This is a genomic window from Yersinia intermedia, from assembly GCF_900635455.1.
In the GTDB taxonomy this organism is placed as follows: Bacteria; Pseudomonadota; Gammaproteobacteria; order Enterobacterales; family Enterobacteriaceae; genus Yersinia; species Yersinia intermedia.
Genome location: NZ_LR134116.1, coordinates 1,826,894 through 1,850,622, shown reverse-complemented (window position 1 = coordinate 1,850,622; position 23,729 = coordinate 1,826,894). Strand labels below are relative to the sequence as shown.

The window sequence follows — 23,729 nt, the reverse complement described above, 5'->3', positions numbered from 1 at the left end:
GAGGGTTTAACTGATATTAGATTAAATTAGAACAAAATATTACTTAACGTTTTGTAACTGAGCAGCAATAGCTGTGGCCTCTTGCTGCCAGCCCTGCGCCAAAGTACGGATCAACGCATCGTAACCGTCTTCACTCTGTTTAAGCTCGAGATCGAATGGCTGCTTAATCAACTGCCCCTGATGTTTCAGTATCCACACGCCACGAATGATGGCACGACCATCATAGCGGCCATGGAAGCCGGTTACAGTCACATTGAGAACGTCCTGATCGCTATCCAGTGGTTGTGAAGAGACCAGCCAACCCGGCAGCGCATTACTCAGATTGGTCACCAAGGTTTGCTGCAACTGTTGATCCAGCGGACTGGCCCAAAGGTTGTTACTGGCAATGACATACTGCACATCGTTGGTTTGGTACACCACCCCTGTCGCAGCCAGATAATCAGCGACACCAACATGTTCAATCCATAGCTGTTTTGAGGCAACACTGCTACTGGCCGTAGCAGGAGCGCTAAGAGCCGGTAACTGATAGTAGGTTTTGCCGGGTTCGCTACTGCAAGCGCTGAGCAACAACGCTGCGAGAACTGCCATCCATTTCATCATTTTTTGGCCTTCTTAGGCTGAGGATCCTGACTTCCTGCCGCTTCAAATACCAGTGCGTTGCTCTTCTCGTTTAGCGTACGCAATACCGGCTGTAATTCACGCAAGACCTGATCTAACCGTTGCATATCACCCACCATCTTGTTGTAAGCCGGTGAACCTGGCTGGAAGCCTTTCATGCTGCGATTCAACTCATTCAGCGTTTTTTGCAGATCTTTTGGTAGATCCTGCATCGCAGGGCTGGAGGTAATTGCCGTCAATGCAGCCAAGGTTTTCTGAGTTTCACGCATCGTTTTCTGACTTTCAGCCAGTGTCTTCGTGACTTCGTTCACCATTGGATCCAGTGGCAGACTATTAATCTTATCCAGCGTTTGCATCAGTTTCTGCTGAATTTGCGCTAAACCACCGCTGACGGTTGGCAGCAATGGATAGCCCGCCACTTCCAGCGGCCCTTTCCACGGTTTGGCATCTGGGTAGAAATCCAGATCAACAAACAGCGCGCCTGTCAGCAAGTTACCTGACTTCATCGATGCACGTAGCCCGCGCTCTTTCGCTGTTTTCAATATTTGCGCAAAATTGGTATCCGGGCCTAAATCATCGCGGAAACGGCCTGGTTCAATGCGAATAAGTACAGGTATACGGAAATCATTATCTACCCGCTGCCTCATGCCTTTGGTGAAGAACGGTACATCAGCCACAGTACCCACACGAATGCCACGGAACTCTACCGGTGCACCAGACTGCAAACCACGCACAGAATCAGAGAAGAACAACAAGAAATCTTCATGTTCCGTGAACAGAGAATTTTGAATGCTGCTGCGATTATCAAACAGTTTGAATTCAGCTTTAGCTGCTGTGATTGGCTTGCCCAGATCAGAACCATCAGGCACATCGAAACTGACGCCACCACTGAATAAGGTTGCCAGCGATGCCATCTCAACTCGCATTCCTTGTGATGAGAGATCGACTGCAACACCACTGTCCTTCCAGAAACGAACATTGCTGGTGACCAGACTGTCATAAGGCGCACCAATAAATAACTGATAACGCATTAAGCGTGATTTGGCATCAAAGGTACTGGTTTCTACCGACCCGACGCGATAGCCACGGAACAATACCGGATCCCCGGCATTCAACTGCCCAGCCTGTTCGCTATCCAGCATTATCCGCACCCCTTTGGCATCAGGTGAGGCCAGCGGAGGGGAATCCAATAAGGTGAATTCATTTAATGACTTACCTTTGCTACCAGGTTGCAGCTCAATGTAAGCACCGGAAAGTAGCGTTCCCAGGCCAGACACACCTTCACGGCCAATTTGCGGTTTCACTACCCAGAAAACCGTATCGCCATGTAACAGGGTACTCATGCCTGAATTGAGCCGCGCTTGCACGATAACATGTTTCAGATCCTCGCTCAGCGTGACCTGTTCAACGATACCGACATCCACACTGCGGCTCTTGATTTTAGTTTTACCCGCATCAATGCCTTCAGCATTCAGTGTGGTCAACACCACTTGTGGCCCCTGATGGCTGAAATGATAAAATAAAATCCATGCGCCAATCAGTACCGTGACAATCGGGATGATCCACACCGGGGACCAGCGCTTGATTTTTTCAATTTCCGCCACATTCTGGCTGGGATTATTGTCCGTCACCTTGCGGCTCCTTTTGGGTTGATTCACTTATTCGATCCCAGGTTAAACGGGGATCAAAGGTTAATGCAGAAAACATTGTCAGAACCACTACCATGGCAAATAGCAGGGCACCAATCGCTGGGTAAATACTCATCAGTTGCCCAATACGGACTAATGATGAGAGCACCGCGATAACAAAGACATCGATCATTGACCAACGGCCAACAAACTCGACGATTTCATAAATAAAATGCATCCGTTCAGTATCGGTATTCCCTTTTCCTTTTCCTTTCCCTTTTGCATCCCAACACAGCCAGCCAATCGCTAACATTTTTAACGATGGCACCATGATACTGGCGATAAAAATCACCATAGCCACGGGATAGGAACCTTCGCTCCACAAGAAAATAACCCCGGACATAATGGTAGAACCCATTTGATTCCCCAGACTTTCGGTAATCATAATCGGCATCAGATTAGCTGGAATATAGAGCAGAATCGAGGTAATCAGCAGCGCCATCGTCCACTGCAAGCTATTACGGCGGCGAACGTAGCCATGAGTATGGCAGCGCGGGCATTGCACCTGGGATTGCGGCAAAATGGCAGTACAACAAGAACAGGATCGCAACCCCTGACTCAAACCAGTACGGCCCGTAATCAACGGGAACTTCAGTTCGGGGGCTGGGGCAATATCCTGCCACATCCAATGACGATCGACACATTGAAAAGCACGGACTTGTAACAGACAAAATAGGCAATAGGGAATAAAACTACTGCCAATGCCGATTTCGCCATACGCCATCAGTTTGACAAAACTCACCAGCACACCGGCGAGGAAAATCTCAACCATGCACCAGCTTTTAAATTGAAATAATACTCTCGCTATTACCGCTTTCAAGTGAGCAGGCATCCGCACCCGTAGACAGAGCAGAATAATGGCTACCATACAGAATGCGGGTATCAACTGAACCAGCACCATAAATAACGTTGCCATACTGGTATAGTTATCTGACACCATCACTTGAGGTATTTGAAACAGGGTAATTTCGCTGGTGATCCCGGCCACACGCATGTTGACGAACGGGAACATATTAGCCAGCACCAGCATAAATAATGCGCTCAGTGCGTATCCTACTGGGCGTTTACGTGGCTCATCCCACCGAGCAGTCAGTGTGGTTTTGCAACGCGGGCATACCGCTTTGGTGCCATAAGGCAGGGAGGGTAAGGCCACTGACATGTCGCACTGCCGGCACAGGATGACATTCCCTGACTGCCCGCCGTGTTTAGGCTCAATAACAGAATACAATATCTATGTCCTTGCGGCTGGCCTGTATATCCCTTCATCTTTCAACATGCAGATGGTTGGCTGTTCCGTTACTCCACCATCCATGGATCTCGCCTCGTTGAGGCCACTGCAAGCTACCTTCCCGCACGTTGAAATCTATTGGGTCTTGTTGAATGCCGTTCTATCAAAAGACATACTATAACAATAGACATAATATCGTCTTGCATGTCATCTGACAGAACGGTGGTTACGCATTTTTAACCGTTTTTCTGAGCTTCCAGCTCTTCCCAACGACTGAACGCAACGTCTAACGCCTGTTCAGCGTCAGCTAATGCTTTCAAGACCTGTTGTGTCTCTTCATGTGGGCGGGAGAAGAAATCTGCATGACTGACCTGAGCCTGTAATCCACCGATTTCATTTTCCAGTTTTTCTAGCTGTTGCGGTAACTGATCCAACTCGCGCTGCAAGTTATAGCTCAACTTACCTGGGCGCTTAGCGGCTGGAGCATTACTCTTAACCGGTGCTGCAGCTTTGGTTTCTTCAACTTTAGCCGCCACCTGACGAATAGGCTTTGCCTCAGCGCGTTGTTGATGCGCGTCATAATAGCCGCCAACAAAGCTATTGATCTGGCCATTACCTTCAAAGATCCAGCATTCCGTCACTGAGTTATCAACAAATTGGCGGTCATGGCTTACCAGCAGCACTGTGCCCTGATAGCTATCAACCATCTCTTCCAGCAACTCCAGTGTTTCCACATCTAAGTCGTTGGTCGGTTCATCGAGGATCAACAAGTTGCTAGGTTTCAGGAATAATTTAGCCAATAACAGGCGGTTACGCTCACCACCGGACAACGCTTTCACCGGTGTCATCGCACGTTTAGGGTGGAACAGGAAGTCTTGCAGGTAGCCCAGTACGTGGCGCGAACGGCCATTTACCATCACTTCTTGTTTACCTTCTGCCAGGTTATCCATTACCGTACGTTCGGGATCAAGTTCTGCGCGATGCTGGTCAAAATAAGCCACTTCCAACTTGGTACCACAATGCACTTTGCCGCTGTCCGCTTTAAGCTGACCGAGCATCAGTTTCAGTAATGTCGTTTTACCGCAACCATTCGGGCCCACCAGCGCGATTTTATCGCCACGCTGTACTTGTGCGGTAAAATCTTTCACTAACACTTTGCCATCAATCTGATAGTTAACATTCTCCAGATCAAAGACAATTTTGCCTGAACGCACGGTCTCTTCGACTTGCATCTTGGCTGTGCCCATTACTTCACGGCGTTCTGAACGCTCCATGCGCAGCGCTTTCAGGGCGCGCACACGGCCCTCATTGCGGGTGCGACGCGCTTTGATGCCTTGGCGGATCCACACTTCTTCTTGTGCCAATTTGCGGTCAAACTCAGCGTTTTGCAGTTCTTCAACCCGCAGTGCTTCTTCTTTGCTGGCAAGATACAGTTCGTAATTACCCGGCCATGACACTAATTTGCCACGATCAAGGTCGACAATACGGGTCGCCATCGCGCGGATAAAGGAACGGTCATGGGAGATAAATACAATGCTGCCCTGGAATTCTTTCAGGAAGCCTTCCAGCCAATTAATGGTTTCGATATCCAAATGGTTGGTCGGTTCATCCAGCAGCAGCACTTTCGGCGAACTTACCAGCGCACGGCCTAATGCCGCTTTACGCAACCAACCACCTGACAGTGATGAAAGTTCGGCATCAGCAGACAAACCAAGCTGAACCAGCACTTCCTGAATGCGGCTATCTAACTGCCACAAGCCCTGATGGTCTAGGATCTCCTGCAATGCCGCCAGACGGTTGAGGTTCTTCTCACTTGGGTCTAACTCAACCTGATGCAAGGTTGCGTGGTAGGCTTTTAAATGTTCGGCCTGTTCCTGCACCCCTTCCGCCACAAAATCAAATACGGTACCGGCCACATTGCGTGGTGGGTCTTGTTGCAGACGCGCCACAATCAAATCTTGCTCATAAATGATGCGGCCATCATCCAGTGCGACTTCTTTGCTCAAAATTTTCAATAAGGTGGATTTACCTGCGCCATTACGGCCCACCAGACAAACGCGCTCGTTTGCCTCAATATGCAATTCAGTATTATCCAATAAAGGTGCATCGCTGAAGGACAACCAGGCACCGGACATGCTAATTAACGACATAGTTTCTACTTTTCCTCGTGGCCGTGGGTGACCAGCCAACAGTTGTGGATTTGACGATTACGGGCAAAGTCTTCTGATTGTGTCTGAGCTGTTATCTCTTTCGCTTCCAGCCCTAACGCCTTTATCCCGTCCAAATCCATCTGGAAACCGCGCTTATTGTTCGAGAACATGATTGTTCCCTTACGGCGCAATAACCGTTTAAGTTCTTTCATCAGCACTAAGTGATCGCGCTGAACATCAAAGGTGGTCTCCATACGCTTGGAGTTGGAGAAAGTCGGTGGATCAATAAAGATCACATCGAACTGCTCATCGGTGTTACTGAGCCATGAAAGGCAATCAGCCTGAATCAAGCGGTGTTGTTGGCCGGTTAAGCCATTCACTCGCAGGTTCTTCTCAGCCCATTCCAGATAGGTACGCGACATATCAACCGTCGTAGTACTGCGCGCGCCACCTAATCCGGCATGAACACTGGCGGTACCGGTATAGGCAAACAAGTTAAGGAAGTCTTTACCCTGGCTCATTTTGCCCAGCATTTGGCGGGCAATGCGATGATCAAGGAACAGACCGGTATCGAGGTAATCAGTTAGGTTAACCCATAGCTTGGCGTTATATTCACTTACCAGCAGGAATTCACCTTTCTGTGCCAGCTTTTCGTATTGGTTTTTGCCCTTCTGACGCTCACGGGTTTTTAATACCAATTGATTTGATGGGAGCTCCAGTACCGCAAGGGTGGCGTTAATCACATCAAATAAGCGCTGACGGGCCTTTTGCGCATCAATCGTTTTCGGCGGCGCATATTCCTGCACCACCACTTTACTGCCGTAACGGTCAACGGCCACATTATAATCAGGCAAATCGGCATCATACAGACGGTAGCATTCGATACCCTGCTGTTTGGCCCATTTATCCAGCTTTTTCACGTTTTTACGCAGGCGGTTGGCATAATCTTCTGCCACCTGAACACCCGCCGCACCCTGTGGATTCGCCGCCAACTGATAGTTTTTCTGCACGCAATCCAGCGGGCCATTTTTCGCTTTAAATTCACGTTCTGCCCGCAGTTGCAGACAACTCAGCAATTCCGGCGACGCACTGAACAGCGATAAACGCCAGCCACCAAACGCTGATTTCATGATACGGCCCAGCATATTATGCAATGCAATCAATGCCGGTTCACTTTCCAAGCGCTCACCGTAAGGTGGGTTACTGATAACTGTGCCTACCGGCCCTTCTGGCAATGGGTTCACTAACTTACTGACATCATGGGCATTGAAGGTAATCAACTCCGATACACCAGCACGGCGGGCATTGGCTCGCGCCATTTCGATAACTCGTCTGTCGATATCTGACCCAAAGAAGCGGGAGGTGGTTTCCTGCAAACCATTGCGGGCACGCACTTGCGCCTCGCTGGTCAATTCACGCCATAGCACTTCGTTGAAGGCACTCCAGGCGGTAAAGCCCCAATGAGTGCGATGCAAACCTGGAGCGCGATCAGAGGCCATCATCGCCGCTTCAATCAGCAATGTACCGGAACCACACATCGGATCGACCATCGGTGTACCTGACTGCCAGCCTGAGCGCTGGATAATTGCCGCTGCCAGGTTTTCTTTCAGGGGAGCCTGACCGGTCAGATCACGGTAACCACGCTGATGCAGCCCTTCACCACTGAGATCCAATGCCACACTGGCCATATCCCGTTGCAGGAAAACATTCACCCGAATATCCGGCTGCTGCTTGGCAACCGTTGGGCGCTGATCCAACTTGCGGGTAAAGCTATCAACAATGGCATCTTTTACTTTCAATGCACCGTACTGGCTGTTGCGGATTTCATCATTCACGCCGCTAAAGTGCACGGCAAAGGTTTTATCCACACCAAAGATTGACGGCCAGTCGATCGCCTGCACCCCGAGGTACAAGTCTAAATCGCTGTAAACTTTAAATTCGTTAAGCGGTAACAAGATGCGCGAAGCCAGGCGGCTCCACAGCAGGCTTTGGTACATGAGTCGATCGTCACCCTGAAAATGTACCCCACCCTGCACTATTTTACAGTCGTGAGCGCCCAGCGCTTCGAGTTCGCTTTTTAACAGTTCTTCCAGTCCACGCGCCGTGCTGGCAAACAGAGAGTTCATATCGCACTATCACCAAAAAGAAAATTGTTGCGCATTATAGCTAATCCCAGCAGCTTGTCATAAAGTTGCTCCTTCTTATTTAATACTCGCACGGAGGCAATGGTGATTACCCTCTCCCGACTCTACGTTCATCCGGTGAAATCCATGCGCGGCTTGCAGCTTTCTCATGCTCAAGTTAGCAGCAGTGGGTTGGCCTTTGACCGCGTATTTATGATTACCGAACCGGATGGCACTTTTATTACTGCGCGCCAAAATCCGAAGATGGTGCTGTTCACCCCGGCATTAATGCCCGACGGTTTATATCTCACTGCGCCCGATGGCGAGAGTGCCAGTATCCGCTTTAATGATTTTTTAGCCAATGCTGAACCAACAGAAGTATGGGGGAATCATTTTACGGCGCTAATTGCCCCCGAAACCATCAACAACTGGCTTAGTGGTTATTTTCAGCGTGAAGTGCAATTACGCTGGCTTGGCGTGCAATTAACCCGCCGGGTGAAGCCGATGCCAGAGATTCCACTGTCCTTTGCTGATGGCTTTCCTTATCTGCTCATTAACGAAGCATCATTTAAAGAACTTCAGCAGCGCTGCCCCGGCAGTATTAAATTAGAACAGTTTCGGCCGAATTTAGTCGTGACGGGCGCCAGTGCGTTTGCCGAAGACAGTTGGCAGGTTATTCGCGTTGGAGATATCACCTTTGATTTAGTTAAGCCATGCAGCCGTTGTGTATTAACCACTGTCAGCGTTGAGCGTGGGCGGAAACACCCTGCCGGTGAGCCATTACGCACACTACAGACATTCCGAACGGCGGAGAATGGCGATATCGATTTTGGCCAGAATATGGTGGCCAGGAACAGCGGTATCATTCGAATAGGTGATGAAGTAGAAATCCTGTCAACGAAACCACCACGTCCATACAGCGCAGGGGCCATCGTTGAAAGTCTGGCGGCACCACTCGATCAATCCAAAGCGGTATCGATTGAATATAACGGCATTCGCTTTAATGGCAATAATCAACAGGTGTTGTTGGAACAATTGGAACAGCAGAATATCCGCATCCCTTACTCGTGTAGGGCTGGGATATGCGGCAGTTGCAGAATTACGTTAGTCAATGGTGACGTTGCACCTTTAAAACAGAGTGCCATTGGCAACGACGGAACTATTCTTTGTTGTAGCTGTATTCCCAAAGGGGATATTACCCTCAGCGGTAAATAAGATAATCCCGATAATCTTACTCTCTGCACGCAGCTAACAACCTTACTGCGGTATGAAAGGGAATTATACCGCTCTGTCGAAAGCTGGGGCGGTATAAACCTCTGCGATGATAAGTGGTAACAAACGGTCATTCATTATCTTAATGGCATCGCCTAATACCATCTGCCGCCCAGCTAATAAGACTTGCGATTGTGCTAATAAACACAAACTGGCCGAGTCGCCAGACTCAACCACTAACAAACGCACATCCTCTCCGCTATCCAATACTTTCACTAACGCCAACTCACCGTTTTTTGGCATCAGTGCTTTAGAATGTTGTACAAAATGCCAACTTTTGGGCATTAACGGTTTTAGAAAACGAAATGCGACCAATGCATTTAACACCAATTCAGAACGCTGTTCATGGCTTAGTTTAATTTGGCGGCACTGATCTTCAAATTCAAAATAAAGCGCGGCATCGTCTACACAAAATGCGGATTCATCGAAAGCATCTGGAGTTAACATTTTAGACGGGAAACGCGAACGAAATATCATACCATTAGCTAAATCCAACATCAGTCGGTCGTGTTCGGTATCAAAATACCAACGCCATTTATCATCTGGTTTAATTCGCATATTTTTCCTTCCCGTCATGCTGCTAACATCATTGACTCAATAACTGAGTTCTTTGCCCATCAACTGGGACTAATTTCATATATACGCAACATACTTCAAGCAGCATGCGCGTTAGCGACTCTAGTTACTCAGCCCATCCATGGAGCTCGCCTTTACGAGATCAGTGTAAGCCGCTTTCAAATCGGTTCACGACCAATTTGTTATTCGATTACCACCTACCTGCAACTCGAATTATTTAGGGTATAGGGCTTTCGCTGTATATTTAATCTACCGGAGTAAAATATAGACGAGCCGGAGGAAGAAATAAACCCCCCGGCCAGTAATGAAGTTAAATAATTAGATATGAGTGATGATATTCTTAATCAAACCAGGCCCACGGAAGATAAACCCAGAATAAATTTGAATCAGTGAAGCACCCGCTGCCATTTTTTCCCGAGCGGCAGTAACCGAATCAATTCCACCTACACCAATAATTGGCAGACGCCCTTGCAGCTCTTGGGATAAGCGACGAATGACTTCCGTGCTGCGCAATTGTAATGGTCTACCACTTAAACCACCGGCTTGTTCGCAATAATTTAATCCCTGAATGAGGGAACGATCTAGCGTTGTATTAGTGGCAATAACACCATCTATATTATGGCGAACCAAACTATCGGCTATTTGGATCAATTCTTCCTCTGTAAGATCCGGCGCGATCTTCACTGCCACAGGAACATATTTATGATGACGCTGATGCAATTCAGTTTGTTTATTTTTAATTGCCGCTAACAAGTCATCTAATGCTTCGCCATACTGCAAAGATCGTAACCCCGGAGTATTGGGTGAGGAGATATTAATCGCAATATATCCGGCATAAGGATAAATTTTATCCATACAAATCAAGTAATCTTCTTTACCTTGCTCTACCGGAGTGTCTTTATTTTTACCGATATTAATACCTAAGATACCGCCAAAATGTGATTTTTTGACATTTTCAATTAAGTTATCAACCCCGTGATTATTAAATCCCATCCGGTTGATCAAACCTTCAGCCTCAACGATCCTAAACAATCTTGGCTTATCGTTACCTGACTGTGGCCGGGGGGTCACCGTACCCACTTCGATAAAACCAAACCCCATTGCGCCCAGAGCATCAATACACTCACCGTCTTTATCCAGACCCGCCGCCAAACCTAATGGATTTTTAAATGACAGGCCCATGCAACTCACCGGTTTGGTTGGCACCGACTGACGCACCAGGAATTCGAGCGGTGTACCGGTAACACGCTTTAACTGGCGGAAGGTGAATTCATGGGCACGTTCTGGATCAAGCTGAAATAGTGCTTTTTTGACGAGTGGGTAGTACATGTGATCTCCTGACCGGCTTGCAACCTATGGATAGACGCGGGAATGGTAAATTTATCTATCAGGAAAGTAAACGATTGCTCAGTAAAGCCACGCAAAGAATCTCTTTGTTTAACTATGTTGATAGCAAGGTGTTAACTAATTGTAGATTAAGGGTGTTGTAGGTTAAGGACATTGTAGGCCAAGGGCGATAAAAAGAGGGCATCACTGCCCTCTTTAGTATGAAGCTAACATAAGCAAACAGCAGCGCTATTAGCTGATTGAGCCGCTATGCCGCCAGTGCTTTTGTTATCTTCTCGTATAAATCACCGGACAGATTATCTAGCGTTTTCAGTTGCTCCAGCGCCTGACGCATCAAAGCCTGACGGCCCGCATCATAACGTTTCAAGCGAATCAACGGCTCGATTAAGCGTGCCGCAACCTGCGGATTACGAGTATTCAAGTCACTGAGAATTTCCACCAGGAATTGATAACCGCTACCATCGCTGGCATGGAATGCTGCCGGATTACCTGAAGCAAAACTACCAACCAACGAACGAGTCCGATTAGGGTTGCTCAAGCTAAACGCCGGATGCTTAAGCAAAGCCCGCACATGTGTCAGAACATCAGCCGCCGGGCTGGTCGCTTGCAGTGCAAACCATTTATCCATAACCAAACCATCATGATTCCAACGTACATCGAAGGCAGCAAGCAACTCATCACGGCAAGGTAACTGTGCGGCTACTGCCGCCGCCAGTGCAGCCAGCGAATCAGTCATATTATCCGCCTGGTGGTATTGTGACGAGACCAGCTTATTAGCAAACTCTTCATCAGCAAAAGCCAGATAGTTCAGGCAGGTATTACGCAATGCACGCTTGGCAATATCACTGTGTTCAATACGGTATACAGGAGTCATATTCGCAACATATACAGCTAACAATTCATCAGACAATGACTGAGCCAAGCAACGTGTAATAGCCTCATGAACCGCACTGATCGCTAGCGGATCAATAGTCGTAAACAACTCTGCTATTTCATTTTCTGACGGTAAGGTCAAGATCTGTGCTGCCAGAGCCGGATCAAGATGTTCATCAAGCAATACTGCTCGGAAAGCATCTGCAACGTGAGTCGGCAAACTCAGTGGCTGTTTCTGCTGGTACTTGGCGACATTCAGTTTGATATAGGTTGCTAACAAACTCTGTGCCGCATCCCAACGAGAGAATTCATTACGTGCATGCTGCATCAGGAACGTGAGTTGCTGATCGCTGTAGGTATAATCCAATTTGACCGGTGCAGAGAATTCACGCAGCAAAGAGGGGATTGGCGGATGCTCAACATTATCAAAGGTAAATGTCTGCTCAGACTCTGTCACATTCAGGATATGATGAACTGGCAAGCCATTTTTCTGTAGTGCAATCACATTACCTTTACTGTCATATAGCTCAATATCCAATGGAATATGCAATGGCAGTTTTTCAGGCTGGTCAGCGGTAGGTGCGGTTTTCTGGCTAATGTGCAGATGGTATTGCTGCTTTTCAGCATCATAGTCATCACGGACGGTCAGAATAGGGGTACCCGATTGGCTATACCAGCGGCGGAACAAAGAGAGATCGACATTCGATGCATCTTCCATTGCCTGTACAAAATCGTCGCACGTTGCTGCACTGCCATCATGGCGTTCAAAATAGAGTTGCATACCGGCCTGAAATTGTTGTTCACCCAGCAGGGTATGCATCATACGGATAACTTCAGAACCCTTCTCATACACGGTAAGTGTGTAAAAGTTGTTCATCTCAATAACTTTGTCTGGCCGAATCGCATGGGCCATTGGGCTGGCATCTTCGGCAAACTGTGCGGCACGCATTACACGCACATTCTCGATTCGATTAACTGAACGTGAACCTAAATCAGAGCTGAACTCTTGATCACGGAATACCGTCAAGCCTTCTTTCAGGCTTAACTGGAACCAATCACGGCACGTGACTCGATTACCTGTCCAGTTATGGAAATATTCGTGTCCGATAACCGCTTCAATATTCAGATAATCTTTATCTGTTGCTGTTTCAGCTTTTGCCAGAACATATTTTGAGTTAAATACATTCAGGCCTTTATTTTCCATCGCGCCCATATTGAAGAAATCAACCGCGACAATCATATAGATGTCGAGATCGTATTCCAGGCCAAAACGGGTCTCATCCCATTTCATGGAATTTTTCAGCGACGTCATTGCCCAATCTGCGCGGTCTAAATTACCCCGGTCAACAAAAAGCTCTAATGCGACTTCTCGCCCGGAGCGGGTAATGAATTTATCGCGCAAGACATCAAAATCACCGGCAACCAGTGCAAACAGATAGCAAGGCTTAGGGAATGGGTCTTGCCATTTTACCCAATGACGGCCATCTTCCAGTGTGCCCTGCCCCACAGGATTGCCATTAGACAATAAATAAGGATAACGAGACTTGTCCGCCACGATGCGAGTCGTAAAACGAGCCAAGACATCAGGACGGTCTAGATAATAAGTAATATGGCGGAAACCTTCGGCTTCACACTGGGTGCACAATGCGTCACCGGAAAGATACAGTCCCTCAAGCGCACTGTTGGTCGCAGGATGAATATCATTGACGATTGTCAGTGTGAAATGTGCGGGTAATTGCTCAATAACCAGCGCGTTATCCTGTAGATGATAATGAGGCCATTCTTGCCCATCAACACTGATACTGATTAGCGTGAGATCCTCACCATTTAGCATCAACGGCGTCACATCCGCTACCTGGCGTTTTACTTTACTGACCGCCGTTACCGTCGTTTTTTGCGCATCCAGTGCGAAGTCCAAATCAATATCGGTAATGGTGTAGTCCGGCGATTTATAATCGTGACGGTATTTAGCTTGCGGCTGTTGTGTCATAGGAACCCTTTTGACGTCATCAGTGAATATGATTATCAGGTCTGTATTAATAGTCGTTAAGGGCTGGAATGACTGCTATCAGGACAATGTTACCAGCCAGTTAGCCCCAGACTCAGATAGGTTTTCAATGTATCACAATTGTAAAAAAAACCTAGGCAAGAGCCGCTACTAATACGGCAAATAAAGCATTGAATGATCTTTTTTCGAGCCGTCTCGCAAGACCACAATTTATTACATTCAGCCTGAAACCAAAAAATTTGGTTGATGTTAGCCAGGAGAAAAACGCGTTGGATACTCAATGCTATTTAGAATATGTGCACTGCTATTGCCGATATTCTATTCAGATTAATAACCCTATATATTTTAATACAATTTCCCCTGTATTATCTAAATAGCTAAAAAACTAGCCTTAATTGGATTAATCGTTTCACAAAGCACCCTTTTCATCGCTGATGGCACGTTTAATCCTAGACCTCTGGTTAGAATTTATGGTGTGATGAAGCTTCAATAACAGGATAATACCGGTATACTCCTGCAACTTTAGATTACACCGACTGTGGAAAGTAATCCTACGAGGATGCTGTATAGCGCCATGACCCGAGACGCCTCACCGATTTTGACTTCACTGCTTGATACGGATGCTTATAAGCTTCATATGCAGCAAGCTGTGTTCCATCGCTATCGCCATATTACCGTTGCCGCTGAATTCCGCTGCCGTGGTGATGAGTTGCTGGGCGAATATGCCGATGAAATCCGTCATCAAATAGCGTTAATGAAACAATTGGCGTTAACCGATGACGAGTTTATCTACCTCTCGGGGTTACCCTTCTTCCAGGATGATTATCTCAATTGGCTACGGGGTTTTCGTTTTAACCCTGAGCAGGTCACCGTATCCAATAATGACGGTAAATTAGATATTCGGATTGCCGGTTTGTGGTGTGAAACGATTTTATGGGAAGTCCCTTTGCTGGCAGTGATCAGTGAAATCGTTCATCGTCGCCGTTCTGTTCATGTCACAACGGCCGAGGCCATCAAGCAACTGCGCAGCAAACTTAAGCAGTTTAAGACACTCAGCGCGGACATCGATATTAGCCATTTCAAATTAATGGATTTTGGCACCCGTCGTCGTTTTTCACGCGATATACAGCATGCTATTGTCAGCAGCTTAAAAGATGAGTTCCCCTACATTGTCGGTACCAGCAACTACGATTTAGCACGGAAACTGGCATTAGCGCCGGTAGGCACTCAAGCCCACGAATGGTTCCAGGCTCATCAGCAGATAAGCCCGATACTGGCCAATAGTCAGCGCGTGGCGCTACAAGTCTGGTTAGATGAGTACCCGAATCAACTTGGCATCGCATTGACTGACTGTATTACCATGGATGCTTTTTTGCGCGATTTTGATCAGACATTCGCCAATCGCTATCAAGGATTGCGCCATGACTCAGGTGACCCGGTTGAATGGGGTGAAAAAGCTATTGCCCATTATGAAAAACTGGGTATTGACCCAATGAGTAAAACATTGGTGTTTTCAGATAATTTAGATCTGGAAAAAGCGTTGTCACTCTATCGCCATTTCTATCAACGAATTAAATTGGTGTTCGGTATCGGTACCCGTTTAACCTGCGATATTCCCGGCGTTAAACCGCTTAATATTGTTATTAAGCTGGTTGAATGCAATAACAAGCCGGTTGCAAAACTCTCAGATAGCCCAGGTAAAACCATTTGCCATGACCCGGCTTTTGTTGATGAGTTACGCGAAGCATTCGCCCTGCCGTTAGTTAAAAAGGCCAGTTAGTGAAGACCCATTAGTAAAGACCAAAGTAATGAGGGTTCGTCGGGGCATTAATACAGCCTGACGACCCGCTTTACTTAGCCGTTTACCCTCGCACCACTCCCCCAATTATACCCAACCCTGATTTGTGCCGCCTTTATTAAGGATAACGACAGAAATGTTGCACTGATCTGGTGATTTCTACTTGTGTCCTGCACTGCCGCAAGTAACATAGCAATATCCCCATTCGCTTGGGTTGTTAACTATTTCTATATCAAAACTATTAAAGAGAGAAATCTATGAGCGTAGTGCCTGTAGTCGACGTACTGCAAGGCCGTGCTGCGGTTGACAGTGAAGTCACCGTACGCGGTTGGGTGCGTACCCGGAGAGATTCTAAAGCGGGTATCTCCTTCGTTGCCGTTTATGACGGTTCCTGCTTTGACCCGTTACAGGCCGTCGTGAATAATACTTTGCCTAATTATCAGGATGAAGTGCTGCATCTGACTACCGGTTGCTCAGTCGAAGTTACCGGTACGGTGGTAGCATCACCAGGTGAAGGCCAGAGCTTTGAAATTCAGGCAACCGCAATCAAAGTGGTCGGCTGGGTTGATGACCCCGATACCTATCCGATGGCGGCAAAACGTCACAGCATAGAATACTTGCGCGAAGTGGCCCACTTGCGCCCACGCACTAACCTGATTGGTGCGGTTGCCCGTGTTCGCCACACCTTGGCACAGGCCATTCACCGTTTCTTCGATGAAAACGGCTACTTCTGGGTTTCTACCCCACTGATCACTGCTTCAGATACTGAAGGTGCCGGTGAAATGTTCCGTGTATCAACGCTGGATCTGGAGAACTTGCCACGTACAGATACCGGTGCTGTCGATTTCAGCGAGGATTTCTTCGGTAAAGAAGCATTCTTGACTGTGTCCGGTCAGCTAAACGGGGAAACCTACGCCAGTGCATTGTCAAAAGTTTACACTTTCGGCCCCACTTTCCGAGCAGAGAACTCCAATACTAGCCGCCATTTGGCAGAGTTCTGGATGGTTGAACCTGAAGTCGCGTTTGCTTCTTTAGATGATGTCGCCGCGTTAGCTGAGAAAATGCTGAAGTACGTTTTCCAGGCGGTACTCAATGAACGTGCTGATGACATGAAGTTCTTTGCTGAGCGGGTTGATAAAGATGCCGTAGATCGCTTGCAGCGTTTTGTCACTTCTGATTTTGCTCAGGTTGACTACACCGATGCTATCGAGATCTTACTGGCATCGGGCCAGAAATTTGAAAATGACGTGTCATGGGGGATAGATTTATCTTCTGAACATGAGCGTTATTTGGCTGAGAAACACTTTAAGGCGCCCGTGGTAGTTAAAAACTACCCGAAAGACATTAAAGCTTTCTATATGCGAATGAACGAAGACGGCAAAACCGTTGCAGCGATGGATGTACTGGCACCCGGTATTGGTGAAATCATCGGTGGTTCCCAACGTGAAGAACGTTTAGATGTGTTGGACGCGCGGTTGGCAGAGATGGGCCTCAATAAAGAAGATTATTGGTGGTATCGTGATCTGCGTCGCTACGGCACTGTACCACATTCAGGTTTTGGCCTTGGATTTGAGCGTTTGATCTCCTATGTAACTGGGGTTCAAAACGTTCGGGATGTTATCCCGTTCCCTCGCACACCGAGAAATGCCAGTTTCTAAATTCGTCATCTAAAAAAATTGTCTATTTGTATAAATAAAAGCCAGCTCTGCTGGCTTTTGTCATTTTTTAAAGTTCGATCTAAGTCACAAAGTTCCCTGATATTTACATCTTGTAACACATAGTATCTCAATGAAACACATTCAGGCAATTGGTAGCATTTTCGGTGTGGATTATAAGGTCTGTGAATGGAACACTGCGTTCAGACACAGACGACACCAAACTCTCAACAATAGTTCCAAAAAAATTATTGGCGGCAGTGGCAGGTGTCCGAATAACACCAATGAGGGTAATAATAATGATGAAGCGCAATATTCTTGCAGTAGTAATCCCAGCATTGTTAGTAGCTGGCGCAGCTAATGCAGCAGAAATCTACAACAAAGACGGCAACAAACTTGACCTGTACGGTAAAGTTGATGCGCGTCACCAGTTCTCTGACAACGCTGGCCAAGACGGCGACGAAACTTATGTTCGTTTCGGCTTCAAAGGTGAAACCCAAATTACTAACCAACTGACCGGTTACGGCCAGTGGGAATATAACGTTCAAGCGAACCACGCTGAATCTCAAGGCGACAAAGGTAACAAAACTCGTCTGGGCTTCGCTGGTCTGAAGTTTGATCAGTTCGGTTCATTGGACTACGGCCGTAACTACGGCGTAATCTATGACGTTAACGCATGGACCGACATGCTGCCAGTGTTTGGTGGTGATTCAATCTCCAACTCTGACAACTACATGACTGGCCGTTCTACTGGTCTGGCAACTTACCGTAACACCAACTTCTTCGGTCTGGTTGATGGCCTGAACTTTGCCCTGCAATATCAAGGCAAAAACGAAGATGGTCGCAGCGCTATTAAAGACGGTGCTTACACTGGTGACAACCTGAAAGATCAGAATGGTGACGGTTTCGGTATCTCTTCTACTTATGATATCGGTTACGGCGTTCACTTTGGTGCTGGTTACTCTTCTTCTAACCGTACTAACCAGCAAGACGCGTTCTCTACTGCTCAAGGCAATAAAGCTCAGGCATGGAACGTTGGTGCTAAATACGATGCTAACAACGTATACTTGGCTGCAATGTATGCTGAAACGCTGAACATGACTCCATATGGCGATGCTAGCGAGACTATCGCTAACAAAACCCGTGACATTGAAATCACTGCGCAATATCAGTTTGATTTCGGTCTGCGTCCATCCCTGGGCTACGTCCAGTCTAAAGGTAAGGACCTGAACGGCCTTGGTACTAACGCTAACGGCGAAGACCATGACCTGCTGAAATATGTTTCTGTTGGTACTTACTACGCATTCAACAAAAACATGACTACCTATGTTGATTACAAAATCAACTTGCTGGATGAAGATAATTTCACCCGTGCAAATGGCCTGAACACTGATGACGTTGTTGGTGTTGGCTTGGTATACCAGTTCTAAGTTAAACTTAATCACGCAGTTTATCTGCTGACATAAGTTGAAAAAAAGACAGGGCTTCGGCTCTGTCTTTTTGTTTTTATCCTTAGCTAATAAAGGGATATTACGCTGCTGAATGCGCTATTTTGCCGATTTTTCACCCTGAACTCCCTCGTCTCACAACATTCATTTCTTTTTATCGCAAACGGTTGGCAAAGGCCGCAACTGGCGCTACGCTGATGGTTCTGTTTGCTTAACGCTAAGCCATGGAAGCCTCTGACATGTTTGAAAAAATCACTGCTGCACCTGCTGACCCGATTTTGGGCCTGACCGATATTTTCCGCGCGGATGACCGCCCTCATAAAATTAACCTTGGGATTGGTGTCTACAAAGACGAAACCGGTAAAACGCCGGTGCTGACCAGCGTGAAGAAAGCTGAGCAGTATTTGCTGGAAAACGAAGTTACTAAAAACTATCTGGGGATTGATGGCCTGCCGGTTTTCGCCAGTTGCACCCAAGAGCTGTTGTTTGGTGCAGATAGCGCGATTATCGCTGACAAACGCGCACGTACCGCTCAAACCCCAGGTGGTACTGGTGGGTTACGTATTGCTGCTGATTTTATCGCCCATCAGACTAATGCCAAACGTGTCTGGGTGAGTAATCCTAGCTGGCCAAACCATAAAAATATCTTCGCCGCTGCCGGGCTTGAAGTGGTTGAGTATGCCTATTATGATGCTGCGAACCATGCGCTGGACTTCGATGGGCTATTAAAAAGCCTCTCAGCAGCCCAAGCAGGCGACGTAGTGCTGTTCCATGGCTGCTGCCATAATCCTACCGGTATCGACCCAACTGAAGCCCAGTGGAGCCAATTAGCTGAGCTGTCAGTCGCTAAAGGCTGGCTGCCACTGTTTGACTTCGCTTATCAAGGTTTTGCCAAAGGTCTGGAAGAAGATGCTCAGGGCCTGCGTATTTTCGCCGCCAAACATCAGGAACTGATCGTTTGTAGCTCTTACTCGAAAAACTTTGGTTTGTATAATGAGCGCGTCGGAGCTTGCACCATTGTTGCCGCTAGCAGTGACGTGGCCGATATCGCCTTCAGCCAGGTTAAAGCCGTTATCCGTGCTAACTATTCCAACCCACCAGCCCACGGTGCCTCAGTGGTTGCGACCATCCTAAGCAACGCCGCATTGCGCGCCATTTGGGAACAAGAACTGACCGATATGCGTCAGCGCATCCATCGTATGCGTCAGTTGTTTGTCAATACGTTGCAGGAAAAAGGCGCGAAGCAAGATTTCAGCTTTATCATTAACCAGAATGGGATGTTTTCGTTCAGCGGCCTGACCAAAGAACAAGTCCTGCGCCTGCGCAATGAGTTTGCTGTTTATGCCGTCAACTCTGGCCGGGTGAACGTTGCAGGTATGACACCGGATAACATGGCCCCACTGTGTGAAGCTATCGTAGCTGTATTGTGATTCAGTATCGGTGACCTGGCGTAGTACCCTTAAGTTTACTGAAGAACCCCACTTTTGTGGGGTTCTGTCTTTTTAGCAGCAAGTCACGTTTGCCTTGTTTCAAATGCCCGCGGTAATTAGCCTTAATGGAACATATATTTGGCAAATTCGCTCATCGGCATTGGTCGCCCATACATATAACCTTGCAGATAGTCGACATTATGGGCCTGTAAATAGCGCACTTGAGTCTCGTTTTCCACGCCCTCAGCAATGGTCTGTAGCCCCAATCGGGTAGCCAGATCGATAACATTCCCGACAATGTGACTCGACAATGCATCGGAACCAATCATGCCAACAAAACTTTGGTCAATTTTCAGAAAATCCACTTTAAAGTTCTGCAAATAAGTCAGGCTTGAATGCCCGGTACCAAAGTCGTCGATAGCGATAAACACGCCTAACGCGTGCAGTTCTGCAAATAATCTATCAGTAATCTCATCGGCAACGATTAACTTCCGTTCGGTTAATTCCAATGTGATATTGATTTTATTACCACCAAATGCCTGAATAAAAGAGCGGCAATCATCGACCAGACTCAGATCACGACAATGATTGGCACTGATATTAAAACCAAAGTGAAAACCTTCCGGTAACTGATTTACGTAAGGTGCAAAAGTGGCACTAACTTGCTGCATGATAGCGCGAGTCATCGGCACAATAAATTCGCTGTCCTCAGCCATCGGAATGAATTTGTTGGGTTGAATTAAACCATTAACAGGGTGCTGCCAACGCATTAGGACTTCACAGCCAACCCAGCATTGCTCTTTGCCTGATACTATCGGCTGCATATAAGCAACAAACTCGTTGTTTTCTAGCGCTTGTCTTAAAATCTGCGTAGGTGATACTGCCTTACCCGATAACCAGAAAACCAGCACCGCAGCACCAATGCTCGTTAAGATGAAAAATATCAGGCTACCTTGATTATATTGCCAGGCATAGGCCAAATATTGCTGGTTAGAAAGTGTGGTACTTAATGAATATGCAAATTTGTCTGAGGCCAGGTATAGAGGTTCACTCCCTTGAGGAGGTAGGCCTGAATGTACGATACCCGCAGCATCCATCCATTTATCTCCCACCCTCAGACTCAACGCTATATCACCACTCAATAAGTTAAGAATACTGCGCAGATAATAACCATCAACAGCAACGAGTATGCTGTAACTCCCACGAGCGAGGCGATACACCATCAAAGCACGATCTGGAGTGACATCATTGCCTTGCATTAGCTCCAGTTGCCCATCAACAAAAACATCTAAGTCAAACGGCGTGGAAAGCGGGCCATAGATCGAGGAACAATAAATGGTAGTCCCCTTAGCTAAAGAGACTGAACGCACATCCGGTATCGTGACAACTTGATCACGCAGGTTCTGAACAACTTGTATGCAAGGCTTGCCTAATCCAGTTTCTACCTGAAGCGCCGCATGCTGCAAGTTATTAAGCACTTGTTCGAATCGCTCCCTGCCCTGTAATAACTTAGCTTCAGCATCCTGATACATATTTACTTTGGTTTGCGCATAAATCACAGCCGCACCCAACAACAGAAATAAGAGTAATACCATGCAAGAAAATGTTAGCCGGGACAGGAATTTACTCAGTCTGAAACGACGAAATGGCATAGTGGCTTCCATTGAAAGGCGCTCGTAATATTACGAACTCAAAACGGCAGCACAAACGGTGCCGAGTCAATAAACGTTACTACTGTTTGTTAGTCAGGCTTTATCAACTCGCAAAGATAATATAGCGCCAACTGTCATCATCATTATGTTCGTAGTACTGATATATAAATAACTATAAGTTCACAAAATATGTGAATCACGTATTCAATATAACGTAAAAAGGCACCAGACGGTGCCTTCTTTGAAGTTATGGCTGTTTATAATGTCAACATCACCAAATAGCAGGTTCTTCACGTATAAAAGGATTAGTCTGCCGTTCGTGGCCTAGCGTAGACATTGGGCCATGGCCGGGAATAAATGTTATATCATCGCCCAAAGGCAATAATTTAGTCCGAATGGAATTAATCAGTTGTTGGTGATCACCGCGTGGGAAATCACTACGCCCAACACCGCCGTTAAAGATAACATCACCGACCAGTGCCAAACGCCCTGATTGGTCAATGAAAACAATATGGCCTGGCGTGTGACCGGGGCAGTGCAATACTGATAACTCCACTTCCCCTACGGTAATTTTGTCACCCTCTTCCAACCAACGGGTTGGGGTAAAAGCGTCACACTCACTCAAACCAAACATTCGGCTTTGTGCTGGTAACCCCTCTAACCAAAAAGTATCTTCTTTTTCAGGGCCATAAATCGGGATATCAAAATGAGCGGCTAACTCAGTGGCAGCACCCACATGATCCAGATGGCCGTGAGTCAATAAAATCTGGCTGACCGTTACCCCCTGACGTGTAACTTCAGCAATGATCTTAGCTGCGTCACCACCGGGATCCACCAATGCGGCCTGCTTTGTGGCTTCACACCAGATTAACGTGCAGTTCTGGCTAAAGGCCGTCACCGGAATAATTTGATATTTCATAAAACTCCACCCAAATGCAATCAGCAATATACCCGTTATCGTTCAACCTACTTACGTGTGGGCCTCGTTTACCTGAGTCACTGACGGGTCAGCTCATCGAGATTAACGAGCTTCATCCTTGAGGCCCCCTGCGGGCAGGCATAAATGCTGTTCAAATCAGTTCACAACCGATTCGTCCCTTGTTTGCCACCGCCCTGCACCTTGAAACTTGTTAGGTATATATTTAATTCATTTGCATAAAATGCCTGTTACCAGTTTCTTGTCGGCCCGGTATCAATATGCACAAAGTTACTGCGAGGGTAATATCCTACACCACCCGCACGCATTTTTAATGCTGCTTTGCGGATATTACTCAATTGAATGCCTTCAATATGAAAATCCATTGCCTGCCCTTTCGTATGGAAGCTGTGCTTAGCCACACCGCGACTGCGTTCGCGCAGTTCATTATTGGTATCAAGTGAGCGGTAACCGGAAATAAGCTGCACCGGTTTAGTTGTGCCAAGCAGCACTTGCAGGCGGTATAGCTGATCAAACAGGCGTGGATCAATACTTTTTACTTTATTGGCTCGGTAATCGCGAAAGAGGTGATTTAAGCGGGAAAGTTCATCTTTGTTATAGCCCCGACCATCAAAAAATTCGGCTTTTATGGACTCGCCTGTATTGAGGTTATTCAGGGTCAAGATCCGTGGGCGAGGAGTCGAAAGGGTGGCGAATGCCTGCCCTGGAAGCAGCGATATACCCAACGCTGCCCCGCCTAACGTTAGCCATTTACGGCGATAATTATCAATTTTATCCATGATCTCTGTTAATACCCGGCAAGAATGTCAAAAGAAAGCACTAACCAAATGTGCCGTCCCGAACCATAACCGCCTACGGAAAACCAGTCAACCCGCATTCGGCACGCACTCGCTGTACGTTTAAGTTCGGTTATAGAGAACCCCAAT

The 23,729-nt window shown here is 47.1% G+C and carries 16 protein-coding genes; 5 read left to right on the top strand and 11 right to left on the bottom strand.

The features are described from left to right. Positions 1 to 39: 39 nt before the first annotated feature. The 5 genes from pqiC to rlmKL form a co-directional block, all read right to left on the bottom strand. Complete coding sequence (gene pqiC, locus EL015_RS08430; protein ID WP_032906150.1) at positions 40 to 600, bottom strand: membrane integrity-associated transporter subunit PqiC; 561 nt, start codon at positions 598 to 600, stop codon at positions 40 to 42. Further along, on the bottom strand, positions 597 to 2,249 hold the full coding sequence (pqiB, locus tag EL015_RS08425) for an intermembrane transport protein PqiB (RefSeq protein ID WP_032906151.1): 1,653 nt from the start codon (positions 2,247 to 2,249) through the stop codon (positions 597 to 599). Before pqiB ends, pqiC begins: the two co-directional genes overlap by 4 nt. Continuing rightward, entirely contained in the window at positions 2,236 to 3,534 is a 1,299-nt protein-coding gene (gene pqiA / locus EL015_RS08420; protein WP_071843430.1) for a membrane integrity-associated transporter subunit PqiA, read from the bottom strand. Before pqiA ends, pqiB begins: the two co-directional genes overlap by 14 nt. Before the next feature lie 236 nt (positions 3,535 to 3,770). Then, positions 3,771 to 5,684: an ABC transporter ATP-binding protein gene (locus tag EL015_RS08415; protein WP_032906154.1), complete on the bottom strand. Its 1,914-nt coding sequence runs from the start codon at positions 5,682 to 5,684 to the stop codon at positions 3,771 to 3,773. 5 nt (positions 5,685 to 5,689) lie between these two features. Further along, on the bottom strand, positions 5,690 to 7,810 hold the full coding sequence (rlmKL, locus tag EL015_RS08410; protein ID WP_032906155.1) for a bifunctional 23S rRNA (guanine(2069)-N(7))-methyltransferase RlmK/23S rRNA (guanine(2445)-N(2))-methyltransferase RlmL: 2,121 nt from the start codon (positions 7,808 to 7,810) through the stop codon (positions 5,690 to 5,692). A 99-nt stretch (positions 7,811 to 7,909) separates the two neighbouring features. On the opposite strand from rlmKL, the gene EL015_RS08405 reads away from it, so the two are divergent. After that, positions 7,910 to 9,022 (top strand): YcbX family protein, encoded by a 1,113-nt coding sequence (locus tag EL015_RS08405; RefSeq protein ID WP_005184623.1) that lies wholly within the window; start codon positions 7,910 to 7,912, stop codon positions 9,020 to 9,022. Positions 9,023 to 9,085: 63 nt separating this feature from the next. Here EL015_RS08405 and EL015_RS08400 read toward each other — a convergent pair whose 3' ends face one another. The 3 genes from EL015_RS08400 to pepN all read right to left on the bottom strand — a co-directional run bounded on the left by EL015_RS08400 (position 9,086) and on the right by pepN (position 13,865). Continuing rightward, positions 9,086 to 9,637: a cell division protein ZapC gene (locus EL015_RS08400; protein WP_005184625.1), complete on the bottom strand. Its 552-nt coding sequence runs from the start codon at positions 9,635 to 9,637 to the stop codon at positions 9,086 to 9,088. Positions 9,638 to 9,973: 336 nt separating this feature from the next. After that, complete coding sequence (gene pyrD, locus EL015_RS08390) at positions 9,974 to 10,984, bottom strand: quinone-dependent dihydroorotate dehydrogenase (RefSeq protein WP_005184626.1); 1,011 nt, start codon at positions 10,982 to 10,984, stop codon at positions 9,974 to 9,976. Between the two features lie 265 nt (positions 10,985 to 11,249). After that, positions 11,250 to 13,865, bottom strand: a complete 2,616-nt coding sequence (gene pepN, locus EL015_RS08385) for an aminopeptidase N (RefSeq protein ID WP_005184628.1) — start codon at positions 13,863 to 13,865, stop codon at positions 11,250 to 11,252. Between the two features lie 592 nt (positions 13,866 to 14,457). Between pepN and pncB the strand changes: the two genes are divergently transcribed. The 4 genes from pncB to EL015_RS08360 all read left to right on the top strand — a co-directional run bounded on the left by pncB (position 14,458) and on the right by EL015_RS08360 (position 20,214). Next, complete coding sequence (pncB, locus tag EL015_RS08375; RefSeq protein ID WP_042570000.1) at positions 14,458 to 15,663, top strand: nicotinate phosphoribosyltransferase; 1,206 nt, start codon at positions 14,458 to 14,460, stop codon at positions 15,661 to 15,663. Between the two features lie 275 nt (positions 15,664 to 15,938). Continuing rightward, complete coding sequence (asnS, locus tag EL015_RS08370; RefSeq protein ID WP_005184633.1) at positions 15,939 to 17,339, top strand: asparagine--tRNA ligase; 1,401 nt, start codon at positions 15,939 to 15,941, stop codon at positions 17,337 to 17,339. A gap of 299 nt (positions 17,340 to 17,638) precedes the next feature. Next, positions 17,639 to 18,766 carry a porin OmpF gene (gene ompF, locus EL015_RS08365; protein WP_161597804.1) on the top strand — a complete coding sequence of 376 codons (1,128 nt, stop codon included), beginning with the start codon at positions 17,639 to 17,641 and terminating at the stop codon, positions 18,764 to 18,766. 257 nt (positions 18,767 to 19,023) lie between these two features. Next, positions 19,024 to 20,214 carry an amino acid aminotransferase gene (locus tag EL015_RS08360; protein WP_032906157.1) on the top strand — a complete coding sequence of 397 codons (1,191 nt, stop codon included), beginning with the start codon at positions 19,024 to 19,026 and terminating at the stop codon, positions 20,212 to 20,214. 122 nt (positions 20,215 to 20,336) lie between these two features. On the opposite strand, the gene EL015_RS08355 is transcribed toward EL015_RS08360, so the two are convergent. From EL015_RS08355 to mepK, 3 genes are all read right to left on the bottom strand, one after another. Further along, on the bottom strand, positions 20,337 to 21,866 hold the full coding sequence (locus EL015_RS08355) for an EAL domain-containing protein (RefSeq protein ID WP_032906158.1): 1,530 nt from the start codon (positions 21,864 to 21,866) through the stop codon (positions 20,337 to 20,339). Between the two features lie 271 nt (positions 21,867 to 22,137). Continuing rightward, entirely contained in the window at positions 22,138 to 22,785 is a 648-nt protein-coding gene (locus EL015_RS08350; protein WP_005184641.1) for an MBL fold metallo-hydrolase, read from the bottom strand. A gap of 248 nt (positions 22,786 to 23,033) precedes the next feature. After that, positions 23,034 to 23,582 (bottom strand): peptidoglycan L,D-endopeptidase MepK, encoded by a 549-nt coding sequence (mepK, locus tag EL015_RS08345; protein ID WP_005184643.1) that lies wholly within the window; start codon positions 23,580 to 23,582, stop codon positions 23,034 to 23,036. Positions 23,583 to 23,729 lie beyond the last annotated feature (147 nt).

Excerpts from the sequence above, each read along its gene's own strand:
- pncB (WP_042570000.1), top strand. The coding sequence starts at position 14,458 with ATGACCCGAGACGCCTCACCGATTTTGACTTCACTGCTTGATACGGAT.
- ompF (WP_161597804.1), top strand. The coding sequence starts at position 17,639 with ATGAAGCGCAATATTCTTGCAGTAGTAATCCCAGCATTGTTAGTAGCT.
- EL015_RS08405 (WP_005184623.1), top strand. The coding sequence starts at position 7,910 with ATGGTGATTACCCTCTCCCGACTCTACGTTCATCCGGTGAAATCCATG.
- asnS (WP_005184633.1), top strand. The coding sequence starts at position 15,939 with ATGAGCGTAGTGCCTGTAGTCGACGTACTGCAAGGCCGTGCTGCGGTT.
- EL015_RS08360 (WP_032906157.1), top strand. The coding sequence starts at position 19,024 with ATGTTTGAAAAAATCACTGCTGCACCTGCTGACCCGATTTTGGGCCTG.
- pqiC (WP_032906150.1), bottom strand. The coding sequence starts at position 600 with ATGATGAAATGGATGGCAGTTCTCGCAGCGTTGTTGCTCAGCGCTTGC.
- pepN (WP_005184628.1), bottom strand. The coding sequence starts at position 13,865 with ATGACACAACAGCCGCAAGCTAAATACCGTCACGATTATAAATCGCCG.
- mepK (WP_005184643.1), bottom strand. The coding sequence starts at position 23,582 with ATGGATAAAATTGATAATTATCGCCGTAAATGGCTAACGTTAGGCGGG.
- rlmKL (WP_032906155.1), bottom strand. The coding sequence starts at position 7,810 with ATGAACTCTCTGTTTGCCAGCACGGCGCGTGGACTGGAAGAACTGTTA.
- EL015_RS08350 (WP_005184641.1), bottom strand. The coding sequence starts at position 22,785 with ATGAAATATCAAATTATTCCGGTGACGGCCTTTAGCCAGAACTGCACG.
- EL015_RS08355 (WP_032906158.1), bottom strand. The coding sequence starts at position 21,866 with ATGCCATTTCGTCGTTTCAGACTGAGTAAATTCCTGTCCCGGCTAACA.
- pyrD (WP_005184626.1), bottom strand. The coding sequence starts at position 10,984 with ATGTACTACCCACTCGTCAAAAAAGCACTATTTCAGCTTGATCCAGAA.
- EL015_RS08400 (WP_005184625.1), bottom strand. The coding sequence starts at position 9,637 with ATGCGAATTAAACCAGATGATAAATGGCGTTGGTATTTTGATACCGAA.
- EL015_RS08415 (WP_032906154.1), bottom strand. The coding sequence starts at position 5,684 with ATGTCGTTAATTAGCATGTCCGGTGCCTGGTTGTCCTTCAGCGATGCA.